Source organism: Streptomyces spinosisporus (assembly GCF_022698145.1).
GTDB lineage: Bacteria > Actinomycetota > Actinomycetes > Streptomycetales > Streptomycetaceae > Streptomyces > Streptomyces spinosisporus.
Genome location: NZ_JALDAX010000016.1, coordinates 87,573 through 104,819 on the forward strand (window position 1 = coordinate 87,573; position 17,247 = coordinate 104,819).

A 17,247-nucleotide genomic window follows, 5' to 3' on the forward strand; every position below is an offset into this window, starting at 1 on the left:
GGCGGTGGCCTCCTAGCGGACCTTGCAGCGGTGGGTGCGGGCGGCGAGCTGGGCGGCCGACTGGCTGGTGTAGTCGGCGGACCAACCGCAGTTGTCGGCGGTACACACAGCCGCGTGTCGGGTCTGGCCACGGCGGTCGCGGTGGGTGCCGATCTGCACCGGGCCGATGCTCATCACGGAGTGGAAGAAGTCGCGGGCAGGCATAACGGTGGTTCTCCCTTCGGGTCAGGCGAGTTGGGCGGCGATGGCGTCGGCCAGGTGGGACGGGACGCCGAGCCGGGCGCGCAGGGTGTCGGTGTCGATCCGGGTGCCGGTGCGGGTCTCGTGGTCGGCGGCAACCTTGCGGGCGTGGTCGACCAGGGCGGCCGGGACGATCGGCACCGCGGGAACGGGGTCGGCGGCGGGCAGGGCCGGGGTGTCGTCGGTGGCCGGGACCGGCTCCGGGGCGGGAGTGGGTTCGGGCTCGTTGTCGGGTGCGGGGGCCGGGGCTGCGGGCGCCGGCGGAACCGGCACCCGGTCCCCGGCCGGAGCGGGTGACGGCGAATGGGCGAGGAGGGTGCCGCCGAGGAAGGCGACGGCGGGCCACCCGGCGACGCCGAGGCGGAGCAGGGCGGGCGGCTGGTCCAGATCGAGGAAACCGGCGGTGGCGACGTTCGCGCCGAGCGAGGCCACCAGAGCCACCAGGAACCACCACCAGGCCAGCCGGGACGGCTCACCGGAGCGCAGTCGACGCCAGGCGGCGACCAGCAGCAGGTCAACCGAGATGGGGTAGGCCCAGGCTTTCCAGCCAGTCTGTCCGGCTGCGTCGGCGAGGTCGTGCAGGTGGGCGAAGGACAGGGCCCCGGCAATGACGGCCTGTACGAGGACGGCGTCCGGGCGGATCGAGCGGGTCATGTCCTCACCTCCTTCGGCGAGTTGAGCCAGGACTGGGGCGGGGAGCGGTCTCTAGCCGCCTCAGTCCGGCGGGTTCAGTCGTCGGTGTCGTCGGGGCCCTCGTCGCCGTAGTCGTCCATGACCTCCGGCGAGTTGTTCCAGGCGGACAGCAGGGCGGACTCCAGCGGATCGGCCGGGCCCGGGGCCGGGGCGGGCTGGGGGAAGTGGATGACGTCGCCCACGGTCACCACCCCTCGCCGGGGTACTCGGGGCCCTCGGTGGGGTCGTAGCCGGGCGGGAAGGTGCCGGGCGGCGGCTCCGGCAGCGATGCGGCCAGGCACGGGCCGACGGTGTCGACGAAGTCCTGGTCGGTGCCGAACGTGTCGGCGTAGAGGGCGAGTTGGCCGAGCATCACCACGGTGCGGGCGAAGTCCTCGCAGTTGGGGCACATGGCGGGCGATCTCCTTGAGGCATGGCTCGGGTAGGGACCTGACGCGAAGGCGGTCGCGCCGACCGGTGGAACGGGGGTGGGTCAGGCAGTGGCCGGGATGGACTCAACAGCCGGTGCGTCGGCCGGAGCCGGGATGCCGAGCACGGGCCGGAACGGGGCCAGAGCGGGCAGGTCCGGGGTGCGGTTGGCGTGCCGGTTGCAGGTGTTGACGGCCTGGCGCAGGGAGGTGTGCGGGGCACGGATGCGGGCCCAGCCGCCGGTCGAGTCGCCGGTGATGGCGACGCCGGGCATGTCGGTGGGGATCTGGATCGCGGCCAGGACGGCGTCCGGGGCGATGTCGCCGAAGGCCATGTTGGCGCTGGACTCGTCGTTGACGCGGTGTGCGGTGCGGCCGGTGAGCTGGGCGCGGAGCATCGTGATGCCCTTGCCGAGTTCGGAGCCGAAGCGCTGCCCGCAGATCTCCAGGTAGATGCCCGCGGCGCGGCCGAGTTGGGCGAGCCGGGCGAGCGCGGTGATGATCCGGTCCCGGCGCTTCTCCTCCTCCTTGGAGGCATACAGGGCGAGTTCGGCGACCTCGTCGACCAAGACCACGACCGGCACCGGCCGCAGCTTGGCGGGCAGGCTCCAGATGTCGGCGGCGATCTCCGCATCCGGTACGTCAGCGGTGATCCGCTGCTCGGCACGGATCAGCTGGTACACGTCCTCCATGTGCGCGACGAGCGCGTCGAGGAGATCGGCGGCGGCGTCCGGGTTGTCGGCGAGCGCGGAGAACCGGCGGGCCAGCGGGAACAGCTCCACGCCCTGTTTGCAGTCGATGCCGACCAGGGCGACATCCAGCGGTGCGAGTCCCGCGACCAGGTTGCGCTGGTAGACGGACTTGCCCGACTCGGTGGCGCCGAGGGTGAGCGCGTGCGGAACGGCCCGATAGTCGCGGTAGTGGACCGAGCCGTCCTCGCGCAGGGCGACCGGCACCCGCATCGGCCCGGCGTCGGTGCTGGCGGGCATCTGCACCCGCTTGAGCACGTCGTAGCCGGTCATGCGGACCTCGACCACGCCGGAGCGCAGTTCGCGGGACGTGACGCCGTACATCGCGAACGAGTGGCGCAGCCGGTCGCAGGAGGCGGCGACGTCGAAGGCGTCCTGACCGGGCCGAAGTCCCAGCCGGAGTACCAGGCCGGTGCGAGTCGGGCGTATCCGCAGGATGCGCGGGGCGCGGGGGCCGGGAACGGGCCGGTTGGTGGCCCGGGCCACGGCCAGGCGCCAGCGGGAGGGCGGGACGGTGAGCCCGCAGGCGTCCATGACGGAGCCGTAGCGGACCAGGACCCGCAGCATCGCCAGGGATGCGCCGAAGGTGAGCCAGTACCAGGCGGGGCGCCGCCACCGCAGGAGACCCGCAGCAGCGACAACCACCACCAGCGCGACCATGAACCAGGTCATGATCAGGCTGCCTTCGACTTCGCGGCAGTCTCGACCAGCGAGGTGACCGCGACCGCGCGGAAGGCGATGCCGTGCCGCTTCTGGCCGTTGAACTCGTTCTCCCACGGCCGGGCGATCAGACCCGTAAGGGCCACCGGGGTGCCCATGGCCAGCTCGCCGGAGATACCCGGCTCGGGGACGGCGACGGACAGGATCTCGACCTCGTCGTTCGCCGCGAACATCACGTCGACCGTCATGAGCTTCGCACCGGTCTCGGCGTCGGTGGCGATCTCGCCGGTACGGCGATCCTTGACCTTGGGCTGCGGGTTCTTGGCGACCATCACGGTCGCGGTGGTGGTGTCGACAGGGATCTGACGCATCGTCTGTGCTCCTGATCTGATGGGGAGTTGATCCGCCGTTTCGGCGGTGAGATCAGGAGACCGCGACAAGTGGTGGACGTATCACGGTCCGTATGGACGTTTGGGGACGTCTGAGCTATCGTCAAAACGTCCCTGAGACGTCCCACGAGAGGGCACGCCATGGCGAACGAGCGTCTGCGCGCGGCGATTTCAGCGAAGGACGAGACCATCCAGTCCGTAGCTCAACACGTCGGGGTCGACCCGAAGAGCGTGGAGCGCTGGATCACGACCGACCGGACGCCGCACCGGGGCCACCGCTGGAAGGCCGCAAGCTTCCTCGGCGTCGATGAGGTCTACATCTGGCCCACCGTCGAGAAGCAGGCCGAGGCCGCAAGCTCATCCGAACTGATCACGTACTACCCGCACCGCGGCGCGGTCCCAACCTCGTTGTGGTCATCGCTGATCGACAAGGCGAACGACCAGATCGACATCCTGGTGTATGGCGGCACGTTCCTCTTCGACGGCTTCCCCGACCTTCCACAGCAGCTGACCGAGAAGGCGAAGGCTGGCGGGCAGATCCGCATCCTGTTGGGCGACCCTGACTCAGAGATGGTCCGTCTACGCGGCGAAGAGGAAGGGATCGGTGACGATCTAGCCGCGCGGGCGCGAATCACCCGGCGCTACCTCGAACCAGCGGCGAAGACACCCGGCGTCGAGATCAGGTTGCACGACACAATCCTCTACAACTCGATCTACCGGTTCGACGACGACATCTTGGTGAACCCGCACGTTCTCGGAGCACCCGCCGGACAGAATCCGGCACTGCACTTCCGCTACCTCCCCGGTGCCCGAACCTTCCGGCACTACATGCGCAGCTTCGACTACGCGTGGGAGCGCGGTCGCGCCGCGTAAGTTCCTCGGGAGCCGGGGCTGCGGGCGCCGGCGGAACCGGCACCCGGTCCCCAGCCGAGTCGGTTCGGCGACAGGTCATGCGAGGCTGGAGGTATGGCCCGAGTCGACTACTTCAATGACCCGAACGCCCCGAAGGCGAACAGCATCGTGCCGTCAGTCACGGCTGTAGCGCTCAATGAAGCCGGGGAAGTCCTGCTGATCCACAAGACGGACAACGACCTGTGGGCGCTACCCGGCGGCGGTGTCGACGTTGGCGAGTCGGTCGCCGACGCGGCCGTACGCGAGACCAAGGAAGAGACCGGATTCGACGTCGAGGTGACCGGCCTCATCGGCCTCTACACCAACCCCGCGCACGTCATGGCGTACGACGACGGAGAGGTACGCCAACAGTTCTCGATCTGCTTCACGGCGCGCATCGTTGGCGGAGGGCTTCGAACGAGCAGCGAGAGCAAGGAAGTTGCCTTCGTCGCTCCGAGCAGGCTGGACGAGTTGAACATCCATCCGTCCATGCGGATGCGGATCGATCACGGCCTGGAGAACCGGGCGAAGCCTTACATCGGCTGATCAGCGAGGCGGGCAAGCGTCCGCTCGACAGCGGCCCCGAGGTACGGCCGGGCCTTGCTGATGGCACTGTGAACCTCACTGCCCGGCTCGTACCGCTGCAAGATCTCGTCTATGCGCTGATCGAAGGTGAAGGACTGGCCCGCCGGACCAGTCGTCATGTCGGCGCAGATGAGGGCATCGGAGAGCGGAGACTCCTCACGCTCGTACACGGCCAGCTCGGACGTGAGCCCGCGTTGCTCTGCCTCGTAGACGGCTCCGGAGTGATGGGCGACGAGCTGCACGAGTCGCGGGGGTGCGTCGAGCCGGTCGAGATGACGAGCACCGTCGAGCGGATGGAACCCCGTCTCGCGCAGCTCCGTGGCGTAGCCGATGTCGTGCAGCCAGGCCGCCGCGACAAGAAGATCCCTGTCTTCCTCGGACACAGCCGCAGACAGCTCGCGCGCCCGGACCGCGACGGCCTGAGTGTGCAGCCAACGGTTCCCGAGCGGGGGCAACAGAGACTCCGCGAGTTCGGCAGCGCCCTGGGGCGTGTCCAGTGCAGAAGGCATGAATGGCACGGTAGCCGAGTCGTGAGGATGGCCGACAGTCCGAAGCCGGACCCTCCGGATCACGGCGCGGTGGAAGTTTCCCTACGTTCATCAAGGCCCGCGCACGGCGCGGGCGCGCGCCGCCTCTGCGGCGCGGCCTGCCTCCTGTCTTCGCCCCGGCTGGCCGCGCCCGGCGGCGCGCTGGCGAGCTGCGGGCATGAAGTGGGAGACACCCTCTGTAGCTGGGGCGGTCGGCTCCACGGCTTTAGGCAGCCACCATGGGGCGAGCCTCTAAGATCATGGCCCCAACGTCGTGCTTTAACGGGCAGGTCCACAGACTGCCCGACGCGCCGGAAGCTTACGGGGCCATGATCACTCGCCCCATGGCAGCTCCCGCCCAAAGCCGCTCCACCGACCTATTCGGCCTACCTTCCGCGCATTTCACCATCTGCCACTCGACGTGACTGCGAGGCCGCTACTCTGCCTCCATGACTGATCGCACTTGGCGGGGATATTGGTGGGAAGCTGCTACACCGGAAGTAAAGATACCCGGCATTTTGCGCTGCAACGAAGAAGGCGAAGTCAGGCTGGAACTCGTCGGCGGCTTCGACATCACTATTCGAAAACCGCTCCCCGACGGGAACGGGTATTCCGTAAGTAGCGACACGCGCGACATACCGCTAATTCATGGGCTCTCGGGGAGCGAGAGGTTCACACTGTTGGACAACAGCTGCCTTCACAGCAGCGGTCTTGGGTTCTTCGACGGTGACATTACTAGGCAAGATTGGTCCTCCATTCGCGCCCTACGTGGAGTGCACCTAGAAAGTCTCGACGCTCCAATATTTATTCGCGCTCATCTTCGGCTTGAGCGACTGCTCCACTGGTCGAACCAGTCAGCCTTCCGACTTTCTATGGAAATGAGGGAGGGGGAACTTCCTCGATCGAAGCAGGTAAATAGAGTGGAAGCGGAACCCGTAACTACGCGGCATAACGACATCGAAATATCACTGCGCCTGCTTACGAGAGATTTTCAGTACGAAGATCAGATGATATCGAACGAGAGATCCCTTTCGGGAAAAGAGTCGGCAGTACTTACTTTTACCCCGCCCCATCCCGTTCCTTGTAAACACTTCGATGAGGTTGAGAAGGATATGCAGGACCTGCTCACCCTCAGCACTTACGAGCCCTGTGGCGCTCTAAGTCGATCTCTCACCTATATGAAATCCGAGGATGAACCCAAAGAAGTTGAGGTAATCGGACGTCAGATCTACCGGACGCCCGGCCAGAAGAAGCGAAGCAGGGGTACTGACTCTCTGTTTACTCTAGCCGACATCGATTTCAAAGACTCCATTCCCAGATGGCTCGACTTGAAGGAGAAGGCCCGCACGGGGTGCAATATTCTGTTCGGCCTTAGGTACATCGAAAGAGGCTACGTCGGAACTCGCCTCCTAGGAGTCGCTACAGCAGCCGAAAGCATCCATGCAGCTCTCCGCTCAACCAGCACTCCCCTAACCAAGCAGGAATATAAGCAGCTCAAGAATAAGATTCTTTCAGTCATATCTGACGAGCCCCAGCATCTGGTTGACTTCGTCAAGACGGGTCTGCGTAATAATCCTACCTATAACGAGCGCATGCTCGAACTAGCATCCATACCTGACAATGAAGCGGTCGAGACTCTCCTAGGTAATCGCGAGCATTGGGCCACGGCTCTAAAGAAGTCCAGGAATGATCTAGCGCACGCGAACGAAAGATCTTCTCAAAGCGACGAGAGCTCTCAGGCTTTTCTGCTTATGGAAGTCACCTATGCGCTGCTCTGTCTAGTCCTGATGTCAGAGCTAGGAGTTAGCCAGGAGGTGCAACGGCGGGCGGTTGAGATGAACTCAAGGATCAGTCACATCAGCCGTGAGTTCAAGAAAGAATTGTCAGCTCTTTCACGGTGATGAGCCAGCACAGGACATAATGAGGCGTTGAGTATGCTCATCAGGTCGGTAGTTACTCAGCTCGCAGACCTGACGTGTGAGCGCCCTCCCGGGCCGCCCACGGTCTGTCGAAGGGCGCTCAAGGATGGCCATCGCCGACAGCTCTATCGGACACCTCAGCAGCAGGTCACCAGGTCAAGGTCCGGCTCGACGAGTGACAAGCAGCCGACGAGTGATCGCCGCTGGGCCGTCCCTGGGCCGTCCGAGGCCGCTCAGCGGCGACGCATGACGACCACCAACGACAGGTGTCCCCGCTCACAGTCGCAGGTCACACCATTCGATCTGCGACACTGGTACAGCCATGCCAAAGCCCGGAGAACTCACTTTCGTCGCCCCCCGCGGAGCCAAGAAGCCGCCGCGGCATCTTGCTGATCTCAGTCCTGCCGAGCGCAAGGAGGCTGTGGTCGAGGTCGGGGAGAAGGCGTTTCGTGCCAAGCAGCTGTCGCAGCACTACTTCGCGCGGTATGCGCACGACCCGGCGGAGTGGACCGACATTCCGGCCGGATCGCGCGGCAAGCTGCAGGAGGCGTTGCTGCCGGAGCTGATGTCGGTCGTGCGGCATCTGTCGACCGACCAGGGCACCACCCGCAAGACGCTGTGGCGGCTGTTCGACGGGACGCTCGTCGAGTCGGTGCTGATGCGGTATCCGGACCGGGTCACCATGTGCATCAGCTCGCAGGCCGGGTGCGGGATGAACTGTCCCTTCTGCGCCACCGGCCAGGCCGGCCTCGACCGGAATCTGTCCGCCGCCGAGATCGTGCATCAGATCGTGGACGGGATGCGCGCCCTGCGGGACGGGGAGGTGCCGGGCGGGCCCGCGCGGCTGTCCAACATCGTCTTCATGGGGATGGGCGAGCCGCTCGCCAACTACAAGCGGGTCATCACGGCCATCCGCGCCCTCACCGATCCGGCCCCGGACGGGCTCGGGCTCTCACAGCGCGGGATCACCGTCTCGACCGTCGGGCTCGTCCCGGCCATCCACCGGTTCGCCGACGAGGGCCTGAAGTGCCGGCTCGCGATCTCGCTGCACGCCCCCGACGACGAGCTGCGCGACACCCTCGTCCCGGTGAACACCCGGTGGAAGGTGCGCGAGGTCCTCGACGCCGGGTTCGAGTACGTCGAGAAGAGCGGGCGCAGGCTCAGCATCGAGTACGCACTGATCCGCGACATCAATGATCAGGCCTGGCGCGGGGACCGGCTCGGGCGGTTGCTCAAGGGCAAGCCCGTGCATGTCAATCTGATTCCGCTCAATCCGACGCCCGGATCGAAGTGGACCGCCTCGCGGCCCGAGGACGAGAAGGCCTTCGTCGAGGCGATCGCCGCGCACGGTGTGCCGGTGACCGTCCGGGACACCCGTGGGCAGGAGATCGACGGGGCCTGCGGTCAGCTCGCGGCCACCGAGCGGTAACCTGAGCCGGTAAGCACACCTGTACACATACGCCCGTACACACATCTGCATATTCCGACAGGGGAGCGCCACAGCGCTGAGAGTGCGGCAACCGGGCCGCAGACCCTCTGAACCTTGCCCAGGTCATTCTGGGTAGGAAGTTCGGTGATCACTCAAGCTGTTGCGCCCTGCCCGGGAGCCGGTGGGATGTTCCGCCGCCCCGGGCAGGGCCGCGTCTCTTCCTGGTCAGCCAGGAGGAAGTCAGTGCACAAGAAGGCATTCATGGCCGCTGCGGTCGGCCTCGGTCTGATCACGCTGTCCGCGTGCGGGTCGTCGTCCGGCGGCGAGAGCTCGGGCGACTCCAAGACCGTCACCCTCGTCAGCCACGACTCGTGGGCCGTCTCGAAGAGCGTCCTCGCGGACTTCGAGAAGAGCTCCGGCTACAAGGTCCACGTCCTCAAGGACGGCGACGCGGGCCAGGCCGTCAACAAGGCGATCCTGACCAAGGACAACCCGCAGGGCGACGTCTTCTTCGGCGTCGACAACACCCTGCTCTCCCGGGCCCTCGACAACGGTCTCTTCCAGTCGTACGAGGCCAAGGGGCTCGATCAGGTTCGCTCCGAGTATCTGGTCGACCAGGACAGGCACCGCGTCACGCCCATCGACTCCGGCGACATCTGCGTCAACTACGACAAGGCCTACTTCAGCAAGCACAAGCTGGCCCCGCCGCAGTCCTTCGACGACCTGGTCAAGCCGCAGTACAAGAACCTCCTCGTCACCGAGAACGCCGCCACCTCCTCGCCCGGCCTCGGCTTCCTGCTCGGCACGGCCGCCAAGTACGGCGACGCCGGCTGGCAGGGCTACTGGAAGAAGCTCAAGGCGAACGGCGTGAAGGTCGTCGACGGCTGGGAGCAGGCCTACGACGAGGAGTTCTCCGGATCGGCAGGCGGCAAGAAGGCCAAGGGCGACCGGCCGCTCGTAGTCTCCTACGCCTCCTCGCCGCCCGCCGAGGTCATCTACGCCGACCCGAAGCCGAAGACGGCGCCGACCGGGACCTCGTACGGCACCTGCTTCCGGCAGATCGAGTACGCGGGACTGCTCAGCAACGCCAAGAACAGCAAGGGCGGCAAGGCGCTCATCGACTTCCTGGTGACCAAGGAGTTCCAGGAGGACATGCCGCTGAACATGTTCGTCTACCCGGTGGTGAAGGGGGCCACGACCCCGGCCGAGTTCCAGAAGTTCGGGCAGCCCGCCAAGCATCCGGAGCAGATGGCGCCGGACAGGATCGCCGACCACCGTGACCAGTGGGTCAAGTCGTGGACGTCACTCGTACTGAAGTAGCCGCGGCCGAGGCGGCCCCGCGCAGGTCCCGGCGGGGGAGCGCGGCGCGGCTCGGCCTGATGGCCGTGCCCGTCGCGTTCTTCGCGGTGTTCTTCGCCTGGCCGGTGGCCGCGATCGTGGCGCGCGGGTTCAAGGCCGACGGAACCTGGCACTTCGGCCGGATCGCGGACGTCGTCACGCAGTCCGACATCCGGCACGTGCTGTGGTTCACCACGTGGCAGGCGCTCGCCTCCACGGCGCTCACGCTGCTGATCGCGCTCCCCGGCGCCTATGTCTTCGCGCGCTTCGACTTCCCCGGCAAGCAGGTCCTGCGGGCCGTCGTCACCGTCCCGTTCGTGCTGCCGACGGTGGTCGTCGGCACGGCGTTCCTGGCGCTCGTCGGGCGCGGGGGACTCCTCGACGAGCTGTGGGGCGTACGCCTGGACACCACCGTGTGGGCCATCCTGCTCGCGCATGTCTTCTTCAACTACGCCGTCGTCGTACGGACCGTCGGCGGCCTGTGGGCCCAGCTCGACCCGCGGCAGGAGGAGGCCGCGCGGATGCTGGGCGCCTCGCCGCTGCGGGCCTGGCGCAAGGTGACGCTGCCCGCGCTCGCGCCCGCCGTGGCCGCCGCCGCGCTCATGGTCTTCCTCTTCACCTTCACCTCCTTCGGCGTGGTGCAGATCCTCGGCGGACCGACCTTCTCCACCCTCGAAGTGGAGATCTACCGGCAGACGTCCGAGATCTTCGACCTGTCCACGGCCGCGGTGCTCACCGTCGTCCAGTTCGTGGCGGTCGGCGCGCTCCTCGCCGTGCACGCCTGGACCGTACGGCGGCGGGAGACCGCCCTGCGGCTGGTCGACGCCTCCGTGACGGCGCGGCGGCCGCGCGGGGCCCGCGAGTGGGGGCTGCTCGCCGGAGTCCTCGCCACCGTCGCCGTCCTGCTCGTGCTGCCGCTCGCCGTGCTGGTGCAACGGTCCCTGGACACGCCCGACTTCGGCTACTACCGGGCGCTGACCCACGAGGACGGCGGCACCTTCCTCGTCCCGCCGATCGAGGCGATCGGCAACTCGCTCCAGTACGCCGTCGCCGCCACCGCCGTCGCCGTGGTGATCGGCGGACTCGCCGCCGCGGCCCTCGCCCGCAGGGACGCCGGCCGGCTGGTGCGCGGCTTCGACGCGCTGCTGATGCTGCCGCTGGGCGTCTCGGCGGTGACGGTCGGCTTCGGGTTCCTGATCGCGCTGGACGAGCCGCCGCTGGACCTCAGGTCCTCCTGGATCCTCGTGCCGCTCGCGCAGGCCCTGGTGGGCGTCCCCTTCGTCGTACGGACCATGCTGCCGGTGCTGCGGGCCGTGGACGCGCGGCTGCGGGAGGCCGCGGCCGTGCTCGGGGCGTCGCCCTGGCGGGTGTGGCGCGAGGTCGATCTGCCGCTGGTGCGGCGGGCGTTGTTGGTCGCGGCCGGGTTCGCCTTCGCGGTGTCGCTCGGGGAGTTCGGAGCGACCGTGTTCATCGCGCGGCCCGACCGCCCGACGCTGCCGGTCGCGGTGGCGCGGCTGCTCGGCCGCCCCGGGGAGCTCAACTACGGCCAGGCGATGGCCCTTTCCACGATTCTGATGGTGGTGTGCGCGGTGGCGCTGCTGGTGCTGGAGCGGCTGCGCACCGACCGGACAGGGGAGTTCTAGATGCTGGTGAGCCTGCAGGACGCCACGGTCCGCTTCGGCGGGCGGGCCGTGCTCGACGCCGTCGGTCTCGAGGTCGCCGAGCACGAGATCGTGTGCGTGCTCGGGCCCAGCGGCAGCGGGAAGTCGACGCTGCTGCGGGCGGTGGCCGGGCTGCAGCCCCTGGACGGCGGGCGGGTGTCGCTGGACGGGCGGAACCAGGCGGGCGTGCCCGCGCACCGGCGCGGGGTCGGCCTGATGTTCCAGGACCACCAGCTCTTCCCGCAGCGGGACGTGGGCGGCAACGTCGCCTTCGGGCTGCGGATGCACGGGGTCTCGCGGCGGCAACAGGACGAGCGCGTACGGGAGTTGCTGGAACTCGTCGGTCTCCCGGGCGCCGCGGGCCGGGCCGTCGCCTCGCTCTCCGGCGGTGAGCAGCAGCGGGTGGCGCTCGCGCGCGCTCTCGCTCCGCGCCCCCGGCTGCTGATGCTGGACGAGCCGCTGGGCCAGCTCGACCGTTCGCTGCGCGAGCGGCTCGTCGTCGAACTGAGGGAGCTTTTCGGCCAGTTGGGGACCACGGTCCTCGCCGTGACGCACGACCAGGGCGAGGCCTTCGCGCTCGCCGACCGGGTCGTGGTGATGCGGGACGGGCGGATCGCCCAGTCCGGTACGCCCCTTGAGGTGTGGCAGCGGCCGGCGGACGCGTTCGTCGCCCGGTTCCTCGGCTTCGACAATGTCGTCGAGGGCACGGTGGCGGGCCAGGCCGCCGACACCCCCTGGGGCAAGCTGCCGGTGCCCGAGAACGCCGCCCAGGGCACCCGCACACTCCTCGTGCGGCCCGCGGGCGTCCGCCTCGTGGAAGCCGGCGAGGGGCTGCCCTGCACGGTGGCCGCACGCACCTTCAGAGGCACCCACGTCGCCGTACAGCTCCAGCCCGAGGACGCTCCCCGGCTGGAGGCCGCGTGCGCGCTGCAGGACGCGCCGGAGGCGGGCGAGAGGGTCGGCGTCGAGTTCGACGCGGCCGAAGTCGTCGTCCTGGACTGAGGGCTGCCTGAGGACTGCCTGAGGACCGTCTGCAGCCCTTGAGTACGACGGTGGCCCGTCCCCCGGGGATACGGGGACGGGCCACAGACGTACTGCTGTGTGCGGTGATCAGCCCTTGTTGGCTGCTCCGCGACGGCGCATGCCGAAGAAGACGGCGCCGCCGCCGACCACGACCAGCGCGGCCGCGATACCGGCGATCATGCCGGTGTTGGAGTTCGCACCGGTCTCGGCGAGGTTCGAGTCACCGGCCGCCGGGGACGGGGCGTTGCTCGAGGTGTCCGCCGGGGCGGTGCTGCTCTCCGAGGCCGACGGCGTCGGAGCCGGAGACTCCTCGGCCGGCTTGGACTCCGACGGCGAGGGGCTCGCCGGCGGGGTCGACTCGTCCTTGGAGCAACCCTCGGACGGGGTCTTCAGGTTCGGCTTGATGTCCTCGTCGACCAGCTTGCGGTTGCCGTTGCCGGCGGTGACGTGGACGCGGTACTCGGCGTTCGGCTTCCAGTCCTCGGCGAAGGTGATGGTGGTGCCTTCGCGAGAGCCCTTGACCTCCTGCTCGCCGACCTTCTGGACGTCCGCACCGTTGTTCTCGAGGAACACGGAGACGGTCGCCTTGGTGCCGGAGGCGTCGACATCGGTGACGGTGATGACGCCCTTGCTGCCGTCGCACTTGGCTTCGGCGGAGAACTCACTGATGTTGCAGGCGAGCGCGCTGCCCGCGGCACTCAGTGCGAGCGCGGAGGAAGCGGCGGCGACGCCAAGGATCTGCACGGAACGACGTGCGGTACGGCGGGATATGGACACGTTTGCCCTTCACGGGGTGCGCAACTGCGGGGGGTTGACGTGGGAAGGTGAAACGTCTGTGGAGGCGAAGCCTCACTCTCCCCAGGAGACTCACAGGTCTATAAGCGTTCCATAAGGAGTGTCAATGCGTAGGCGGGGTCCGCCCGTTGGCTTTTACAGTTTTATTGCACGCCGAGACGTTTCAAGGCCTCCGGAGCCTCCTCGATCCGGTCAACGAGGGTGATACGGGACTCCATCGACCGTTCCCGGGCGAGCGCGCACAAGAGGGGCCACGTCGGCAGCCGCTCCGTCCAGTGCTCCCGGTCGACCAGCACCATGGGCGTCGGTTCGCCGCGTGACTCGTAGTAGTTGGGCGTCGCGTTGTCGAAGATCTCCTGTACGGTCCCGGCGGCACCCGGCAGGAAGACCACACCCGCGGTGGAGCGGGCCAGCAGTCCGTCCTCGCGGGTGGCGTTGGCGAAGTACTTGGCGATGTGCGACGCGAAGGCGTTGGGCGGCTCGTGGCCGTAGAACCACGTGGGGATGCCCACGGAGTGGTTGCCTTTCGGCCAGCGGGTGCGCACCTCGAAGGCGGCCTGGGCCCACTCGGTGACCGAGGGGGTGAAGGACGGCGCCTTGGCGAGGAGCAGACAGGCCTCCTCCAGCATCGCGTCGTCGTACGGCGCCGCGTACGCGCCCAGGTTGGCCGCCTCCATGGCGCCCGGGCCGCCGCCGGTCGCCACCGTCAGCCGGGCGCGGCTCAGTTCACGGCCGAGGCGCGCGGCACCGGCGTACGCCTGCGTGCCGCGCTTCATCGCATGGCCGCCCATGACGCCCACCACCCGTGCCCCGCGCAGCAGTTCGTCGAGGGCGTCCGAGATGGAGTCGTCGTGGACGGCCCGCAGCATCGAGGCGTAGATGTCGCCGTCGGCCTTGGTGCGCTGGAACCACGCGTAGGCGAGGGCGTCCGGCGTCTGCTCGTAGCCCTTGTCGAGCGAGGCGAACAGCTCGTCGGGCGTGTAGAGATGGCCGCGGTAGGGGTCGAAGGGCAGATGCGGGACGGGCGGGAAGACCAGGGCGCCGTCGGCGCGGACCTTCGCCGCCGCGTCCTCGCGCATCGGGCAGCCGAGGAACACGGCCTGCGCGGTGTCGGTGGTGAGCAACTCCCGCGTACGGTCCGTCAGATCGACACCCTGTACGCGGTGTCCGGCGAGAGTGCCGCGGGCCGAGACGGTCGCGTCGAAGTCCTCGAGCGTCTCGATCTCGCGGTCGTCGTGAGGGGCCGCATGGGCCGGGCTGGTGTGCACGGCCCCATGCTAGGCACCGGGTCCGCTCAGGCCTGGACCGCCGCCGGGTCCATCCACATGACCTCCCAGGAGTGGCCGTCGAGGTCGTCGAAGGAACGGCCGTACATGAAGCCGTGGTCCTGGGCGTCCTCGTTGGCGGTGCCGCCGGCCTCGACCGCCTTGTTCACCAGCTCGTCGACCTTCTCGCGGCTCTCCGCGCTCAGACAGATCAGCACCTCGCTGGTCCTGGTGGAGTCGGCGATCTCCTTCTTCGTGAAGTCGGCGTAGCGCTGCTTGCTCAGCAGCATCGCGACGATGGTGTCGCTGATCACGACACAGGTGCAGTCCTCGGTGCTGAACTGCGGGTTGATCGTGTACCCGAGGTGCGTGAAGAACTTCCTCGACGCCTCGACGTCGTCGGTGGCCAGGTTCACGAAGATCATCTGCTGGTACATGTGCGTCTCTCCCGTCGGGCAGGGTGCCTTTCGCAGGGGTAGACCGGGGGCCTGCGCGAAACTCATCGGTGGGCGAGCGGAAGTGCCGCCAGTTCGGCCACGATCAGGGTGAGCGGGGCGAATGCGACGAGCAGCGCTCCGGCCCGCAGGGCGGCGGCGCTGCGCAGCATCGTGGCGGGTGCGCCGAGCCGCAGCAGCGCGGCCGTGGTGTCGGCCCGCTCGTGCTTGGCCTCCACGGCGGCGGTGAGCAGCGTGGCCACGGTGCAGCCCGCCACGAGCAGGGTGCCGAAGGTGCTGAGGGGGCCGAAGCCGGGCTCGTGCGCGTCGAGCAGCGCCGTCATGGCGAAGACGCCGGAGGCGACCGCGCAGACGACCCCGAGCGGACGGCCGATCCGGGTGGCCTCCTCCATCAGGACCCGCCCCGCGAGCAGCCGCAGGGCGCCCGGACGGGCCGACTGCAGCAGTCGGCCGCACAGATGCGTCAGGCCCGGCCCGGCCAGCGCCAGGCCGAGGGCGGTGAGCGCCCAGCCGGCCAGGACCCCCGGGGCGCCCGTGGCGAGGCCGCCGGGCAGGGCGAGCCGGGAGCCGTCTCCCGCGCGGTCGGCATAGGCCTCCACGGCCAGACCGGCGGCGAGGACGGCGATGCCCCAGGGCAGGCCCCCGGGCGCGCTGCGCGGGCCCGGGGGCCGGGTCCGGTCGGGATCGGGGGCGGGCGCGGCCGCCGCCTGCTCCGCCGGGCCGGAGCCGTTCGCCGACGGAGCCGCGACGTCGGCAGCCCCGGCAGCCCCGGCAGCCACGGCGGTCCGGCTCCCGGTGGTCCGGCCGTGCGCGCCGAAGCGGCCGTACGCCCCGAAGGTCTCGCGCGCCGCCGACCTGCCGTACGGCCCGAAGCGGCCGTATCCCCGCATGGGCCGTGCCGTGGCCGGTTGCGCGTCCCGCGGACGCAGGATCAGTGCCACGGTCGCCGACGCGATCGCCGGGACCAGCGCCAGCAGGGTCACGGCGGCCGGGAAGGGCAACGGCTGGTCCGCGGCCAGGAACTGAGCGGCCGTTCCCTCCAGGGGCGCACCGGCGAGGTCGCCGCGCAGCTGGAGGAAGAGCACGAGGGCCAGCAGCGAGCCGAGCGTGCAGGACAGGGCCGTGGTGGTGGCCGAGATCGTCATCAGACGGCCCGGGCCGAGCCCGATGGCGGACAGGCCGGGGCGGGGCCTGGTCGCCGGGTCGGTGCGGGCGACCGCGACCGCGAGATGGACGGTCGCCGCCATCGGGGTCAGGCACCAGGCGAGCCGCAGCATCGAGGAGGTGACGTGGTCCGCATGGCTCATCGCATAGCCGAGAGAGCACAGCAGGAGGAAGCCCGTGCCCGCCGAGGCCAGCGCCACCAGGGCACGGCGCAGCTGTACGGCCGGGTGGGCGCCGCGGGTCAGACGGAGAGCGAGCACGCGGCCCGGCCTTCCGTCTCGGCGACGGGGGGCAGGTGGACCGTGTTCACACGGCGGCCGTCGAGCAGCGACACCGTGCGGTCGGCGAGGGCCGCGGTCTCCGCGTCGTGGGTGGCCAGCACCACCGTGATGCCGTGCGAGCGGGCCGCCGTGGTCAGGGTGCGCAGCACATGGGCGCGGTCGGCGCGGTGCAGGGGCGCCGTCGGTTCGTCGGCGAAGAGGACCGTGGGGGCGGTGGCCAGGGCGCGGGCGATCGAGACGCGCTGCCGCTCCGACTGCGTCAGCTCGTGCGGGCGCCTGCGGGACCTGTCGCCGATGTCGAGACGCACCAGCCACTCCAGGGCGGCCGTCTTGGCGCGCCCGCGGTCGACGCCGCGGAGCAGCAGCGGGAGGGCGGCGTTCTCCCAGGCGTTCAGTTCGGGGACGAGCACCGGGGCCGGGTCGATCCAGCCGAAGCGGTCGCGGCGCAGCCGTTCCCGGGCCATCGGGCCCATGGTGTGCACCGGCACGCTGTTGAACCAGACCTCGCCGCGCCGGGTGGGCACGAGGCCGGACAGACAGTGGAGCAGTGTCGTCTTGCCGCTGCCCCGGGGGCCGCTCACGGCGAGGATCTCGCCCTCCCGGACACCGAGCGAGACACCGCTGAGCCCGGGCGAGCCGTCGCTGTGCTGGAAGTGCAGGGCTCGTGCCCAGAGCACGTCGTTGTCCGGCGGGGCCTCCATGGGCGTACACCTCGTTCAGATCCGTAGTTCCCGTGCCTTCCCCCAGGCGGGGGAACGAAGGCTGGGCCGATCGGT

19 protein-coding genes are annotated in these 17,247 nt (G+C 69.0%); 7 read left to right on the plus strand and 12 right to left on the minus strand.

Going from position 1 to position 17,247, the window contains the following annotated elements:
• Positions 1-12 precede the first annotated feature (12 nt).
• From MQN93_RS33280 to MQN93_RS33305, 6 genes are all read right to left on the minus strand, one after another.
• Positions 13-204 (minus strand): mobile element transfer protein, encoded by a 192-nt coding sequence (locus MQN93_RS33280; RefSeq protein WP_242712467.1) that lies wholly within the window; start codon positions 202-204, stop codon positions 13-15.
• 21 nt (positions 205-225) lie between these two features.
• Positions 226-894 carry a DUF2637 domain-containing protein gene (locus MQN93_RS33285; protein WP_242712468.1) on the minus strand — a complete coding sequence of 223 codons (669 nt, stop codon included), beginning with the start codon at positions 892-894 and terminating at the stop codon, positions 226-228.
• A 74-nt stretch (positions 895-968) separates the two neighbouring features.
• A complete protein-coding gene (locus tag MQN93_RS33290; RefSeq protein ID WP_242712469.1) occupies positions 969-1,115 on the minus strand; it encodes a hypothetical protein in 147 nt (48 codons plus the stop codon).
• A 2-nt stretch (positions 1,116-1,117) separates the two neighbouring features.
• Positions 1,118-1,324 (minus strand): hypothetical protein, encoded by a 207-nt coding sequence (locus MQN93_RS33295; protein WP_242712470.1) that lies wholly within the window; start codon positions 1,322-1,324, stop codon positions 1,118-1,120.
• Positions 1,325-1,405: 81 nt separating this feature from the next.
• Positions 1,406-2,761 (minus strand): FtsK/SpoIIIE domain-containing protein, encoded by a 1,356-nt coding sequence (locus tag MQN93_RS33300; RefSeq protein WP_242712471.1) that lies wholly within the window; start codon positions 2,759-2,761, stop codon positions 1,406-1,408.
• A gap of 2 nt (positions 2,762-2,763) precedes the next feature.
• Positions 2,764-3,120: an SCO3933 family regulatory protein gene (locus tag MQN93_RS33305; RefSeq protein WP_242712472.1), complete on the minus strand. Its 357-nt coding sequence runs from the start codon at positions 3,118-3,120 to the stop codon at positions 2,764-2,766.
• Positions 3,121-3,279: 159 nt separating this feature from the next.
• Here MQN93_RS33305 and MQN93_RS33310 point away from each other — a divergent pair, with 159 nt between their 5' ends.
• On the plus strand, positions 3,280-4,011 hold the full coding sequence (locus MQN93_RS33310) for a helix-turn-helix domain-containing protein (protein WP_242712473.1): 732 nt from the start codon (positions 3,280-3,282) through the stop codon (positions 4,009-4,011).
• Positions 4,012-4,104: 93 nt separating this feature from the next.
• On the plus strand, positions 4,105-4,575 hold the full coding sequence (locus MQN93_RS33315; protein WP_242712474.1) for an NUDIX hydrolase: 471 nt from the start codon (positions 4,105-4,107) through the stop codon (positions 4,573-4,575).
• Here MQN93_RS33315 and MQN93_RS33320 read toward each other — a convergent pair.
• The gene (locus MQN93_RS33320) at positions 4,563-5,123 is read right to left on the minus strand and encodes an HD domain-containing protein (RefSeq protein ID WP_242712475.1); all 561 of its coding nucleotides are present in this window, start codon (positions 5,121-5,123) and stop codon (positions 4,563-4,565) included. The genes MQN93_RS33315 and MQN93_RS33320 overlap by 13 nt on opposite strands.
• A gap of 467 nt (positions 5,124-5,590) precedes the next feature.
• Here MQN93_RS33320 and MQN93_RS33325 point away from each other — a divergent pair, with 467 nt between their 5' ends.
• The 5 genes from MQN93_RS33325 (at position 5,591) to MQN93_RS33345 (ending at position 12,490) form a co-directional block, all read left to right on the plus strand.
• Positions 5,591-7,042, plus strand: a complete 1,452-nt coding sequence (locus MQN93_RS33325) for an ApeA N-terminal domain 1-containing protein (RefSeq protein ID WP_242712476.1) — start codon at positions 5,591-5,593, stop codon at positions 7,040-7,042.
• A 340-nt stretch (positions 7,043-7,382) separates the two neighbouring features.
• Positions 7,383-8,489, plus strand: coding sequence for a dual-specificity RNA methyltransferase RlmN (rlmN, locus tag MQN93_RS33330; RefSeq protein ID WP_016432383.1), 1,107 nt, complete (start codon positions 7,383-7,385; stop codon positions 8,487-8,489).
• A gap of 261 nt (positions 8,490-8,750) precedes the next feature.
• Positions 8,751-9,809 (plus strand): thiamine ABC transporter substrate-binding protein, encoded by a 1,059-nt coding sequence (locus MQN93_RS33335; protein WP_278191444.1) that lies wholly within the window; start codon positions 8,751-8,753, stop codon positions 9,807-9,809.
• A gap of 59 nt (positions 9,810-9,868) precedes the next feature.
• On the plus strand, positions 9,869-11,470 hold the full coding sequence (locus MQN93_RS33340) for an ABC transporter permease (RefSeq protein ID WP_242712525.1): 1,602 nt from the start codon (positions 9,869-9,871) through the stop codon (positions 11,468-11,470).
• On the plus strand, positions 11,471-12,490 hold the full coding sequence (locus MQN93_RS33345) for an ABC transporter ATP-binding protein (protein WP_242712478.1): 1,020 nt from the start codon (positions 11,471-11,473) through the stop codon (positions 12,488-12,490).
• Positions 12,491-12,598: 108 nt separating this feature from the next.
• On the opposite strand, the gene MQN93_RS33350 is transcribed toward MQN93_RS33345, so the two are convergent.
• The 5 genes from MQN93_RS33350 to MQN93_RS33370 form a co-directional block, all read right to left on the minus strand.
• Positions 12,599-13,255, minus strand: a complete 657-nt coding sequence (locus MQN93_RS33350; RefSeq protein WP_242712479.1) for an LAETG motif-containing sortase-dependent surface protein — start codon at positions 13,253-13,255, stop codon at positions 12,599-12,601.
• Positions 13,256-13,449: 194 nt separating this feature from the next.
• Positions 13,450-14,574: an LOG family protein gene (locus tag MQN93_RS33355; RefSeq protein WP_242712480.1), complete on the minus strand. Its 1,125-nt coding sequence runs from the start codon at positions 14,572-14,574 to the stop codon at positions 13,450-13,452.
• Positions 14,575-14,600: 26 nt separating this feature from the next.
• Complete coding sequence (locus MQN93_RS33360) at positions 14,601-15,008, minus strand: VOC family protein (protein WP_016432377.1); 408 nt, start codon at positions 15,006-15,008, stop codon at positions 14,601-14,603.
• 62 nt (positions 15,009-15,070) lie between these two features.
• Positions 15,071-16,450: a hypothetical protein gene (locus tag MQN93_RS33365; protein WP_242712481.1), complete on the minus strand. Its 1,380-nt coding sequence runs from the start codon at positions 16,448-16,450 to the stop codon at positions 15,071-15,073.
• Positions 16,432-17,172 (minus strand): ABC transporter ATP-binding protein, encoded by a 741-nt coding sequence (locus MQN93_RS33370; protein WP_242712482.1) that lies wholly within the window; start codon positions 17,170-17,172, stop codon positions 16,432-16,434. The genes MQN93_RS33365 and MQN93_RS33370 overlap by 19 nt, the downstream gene beginning before the upstream one ends.
• Positions 17,173-17,247 lie beyond the last annotated feature (75 nt).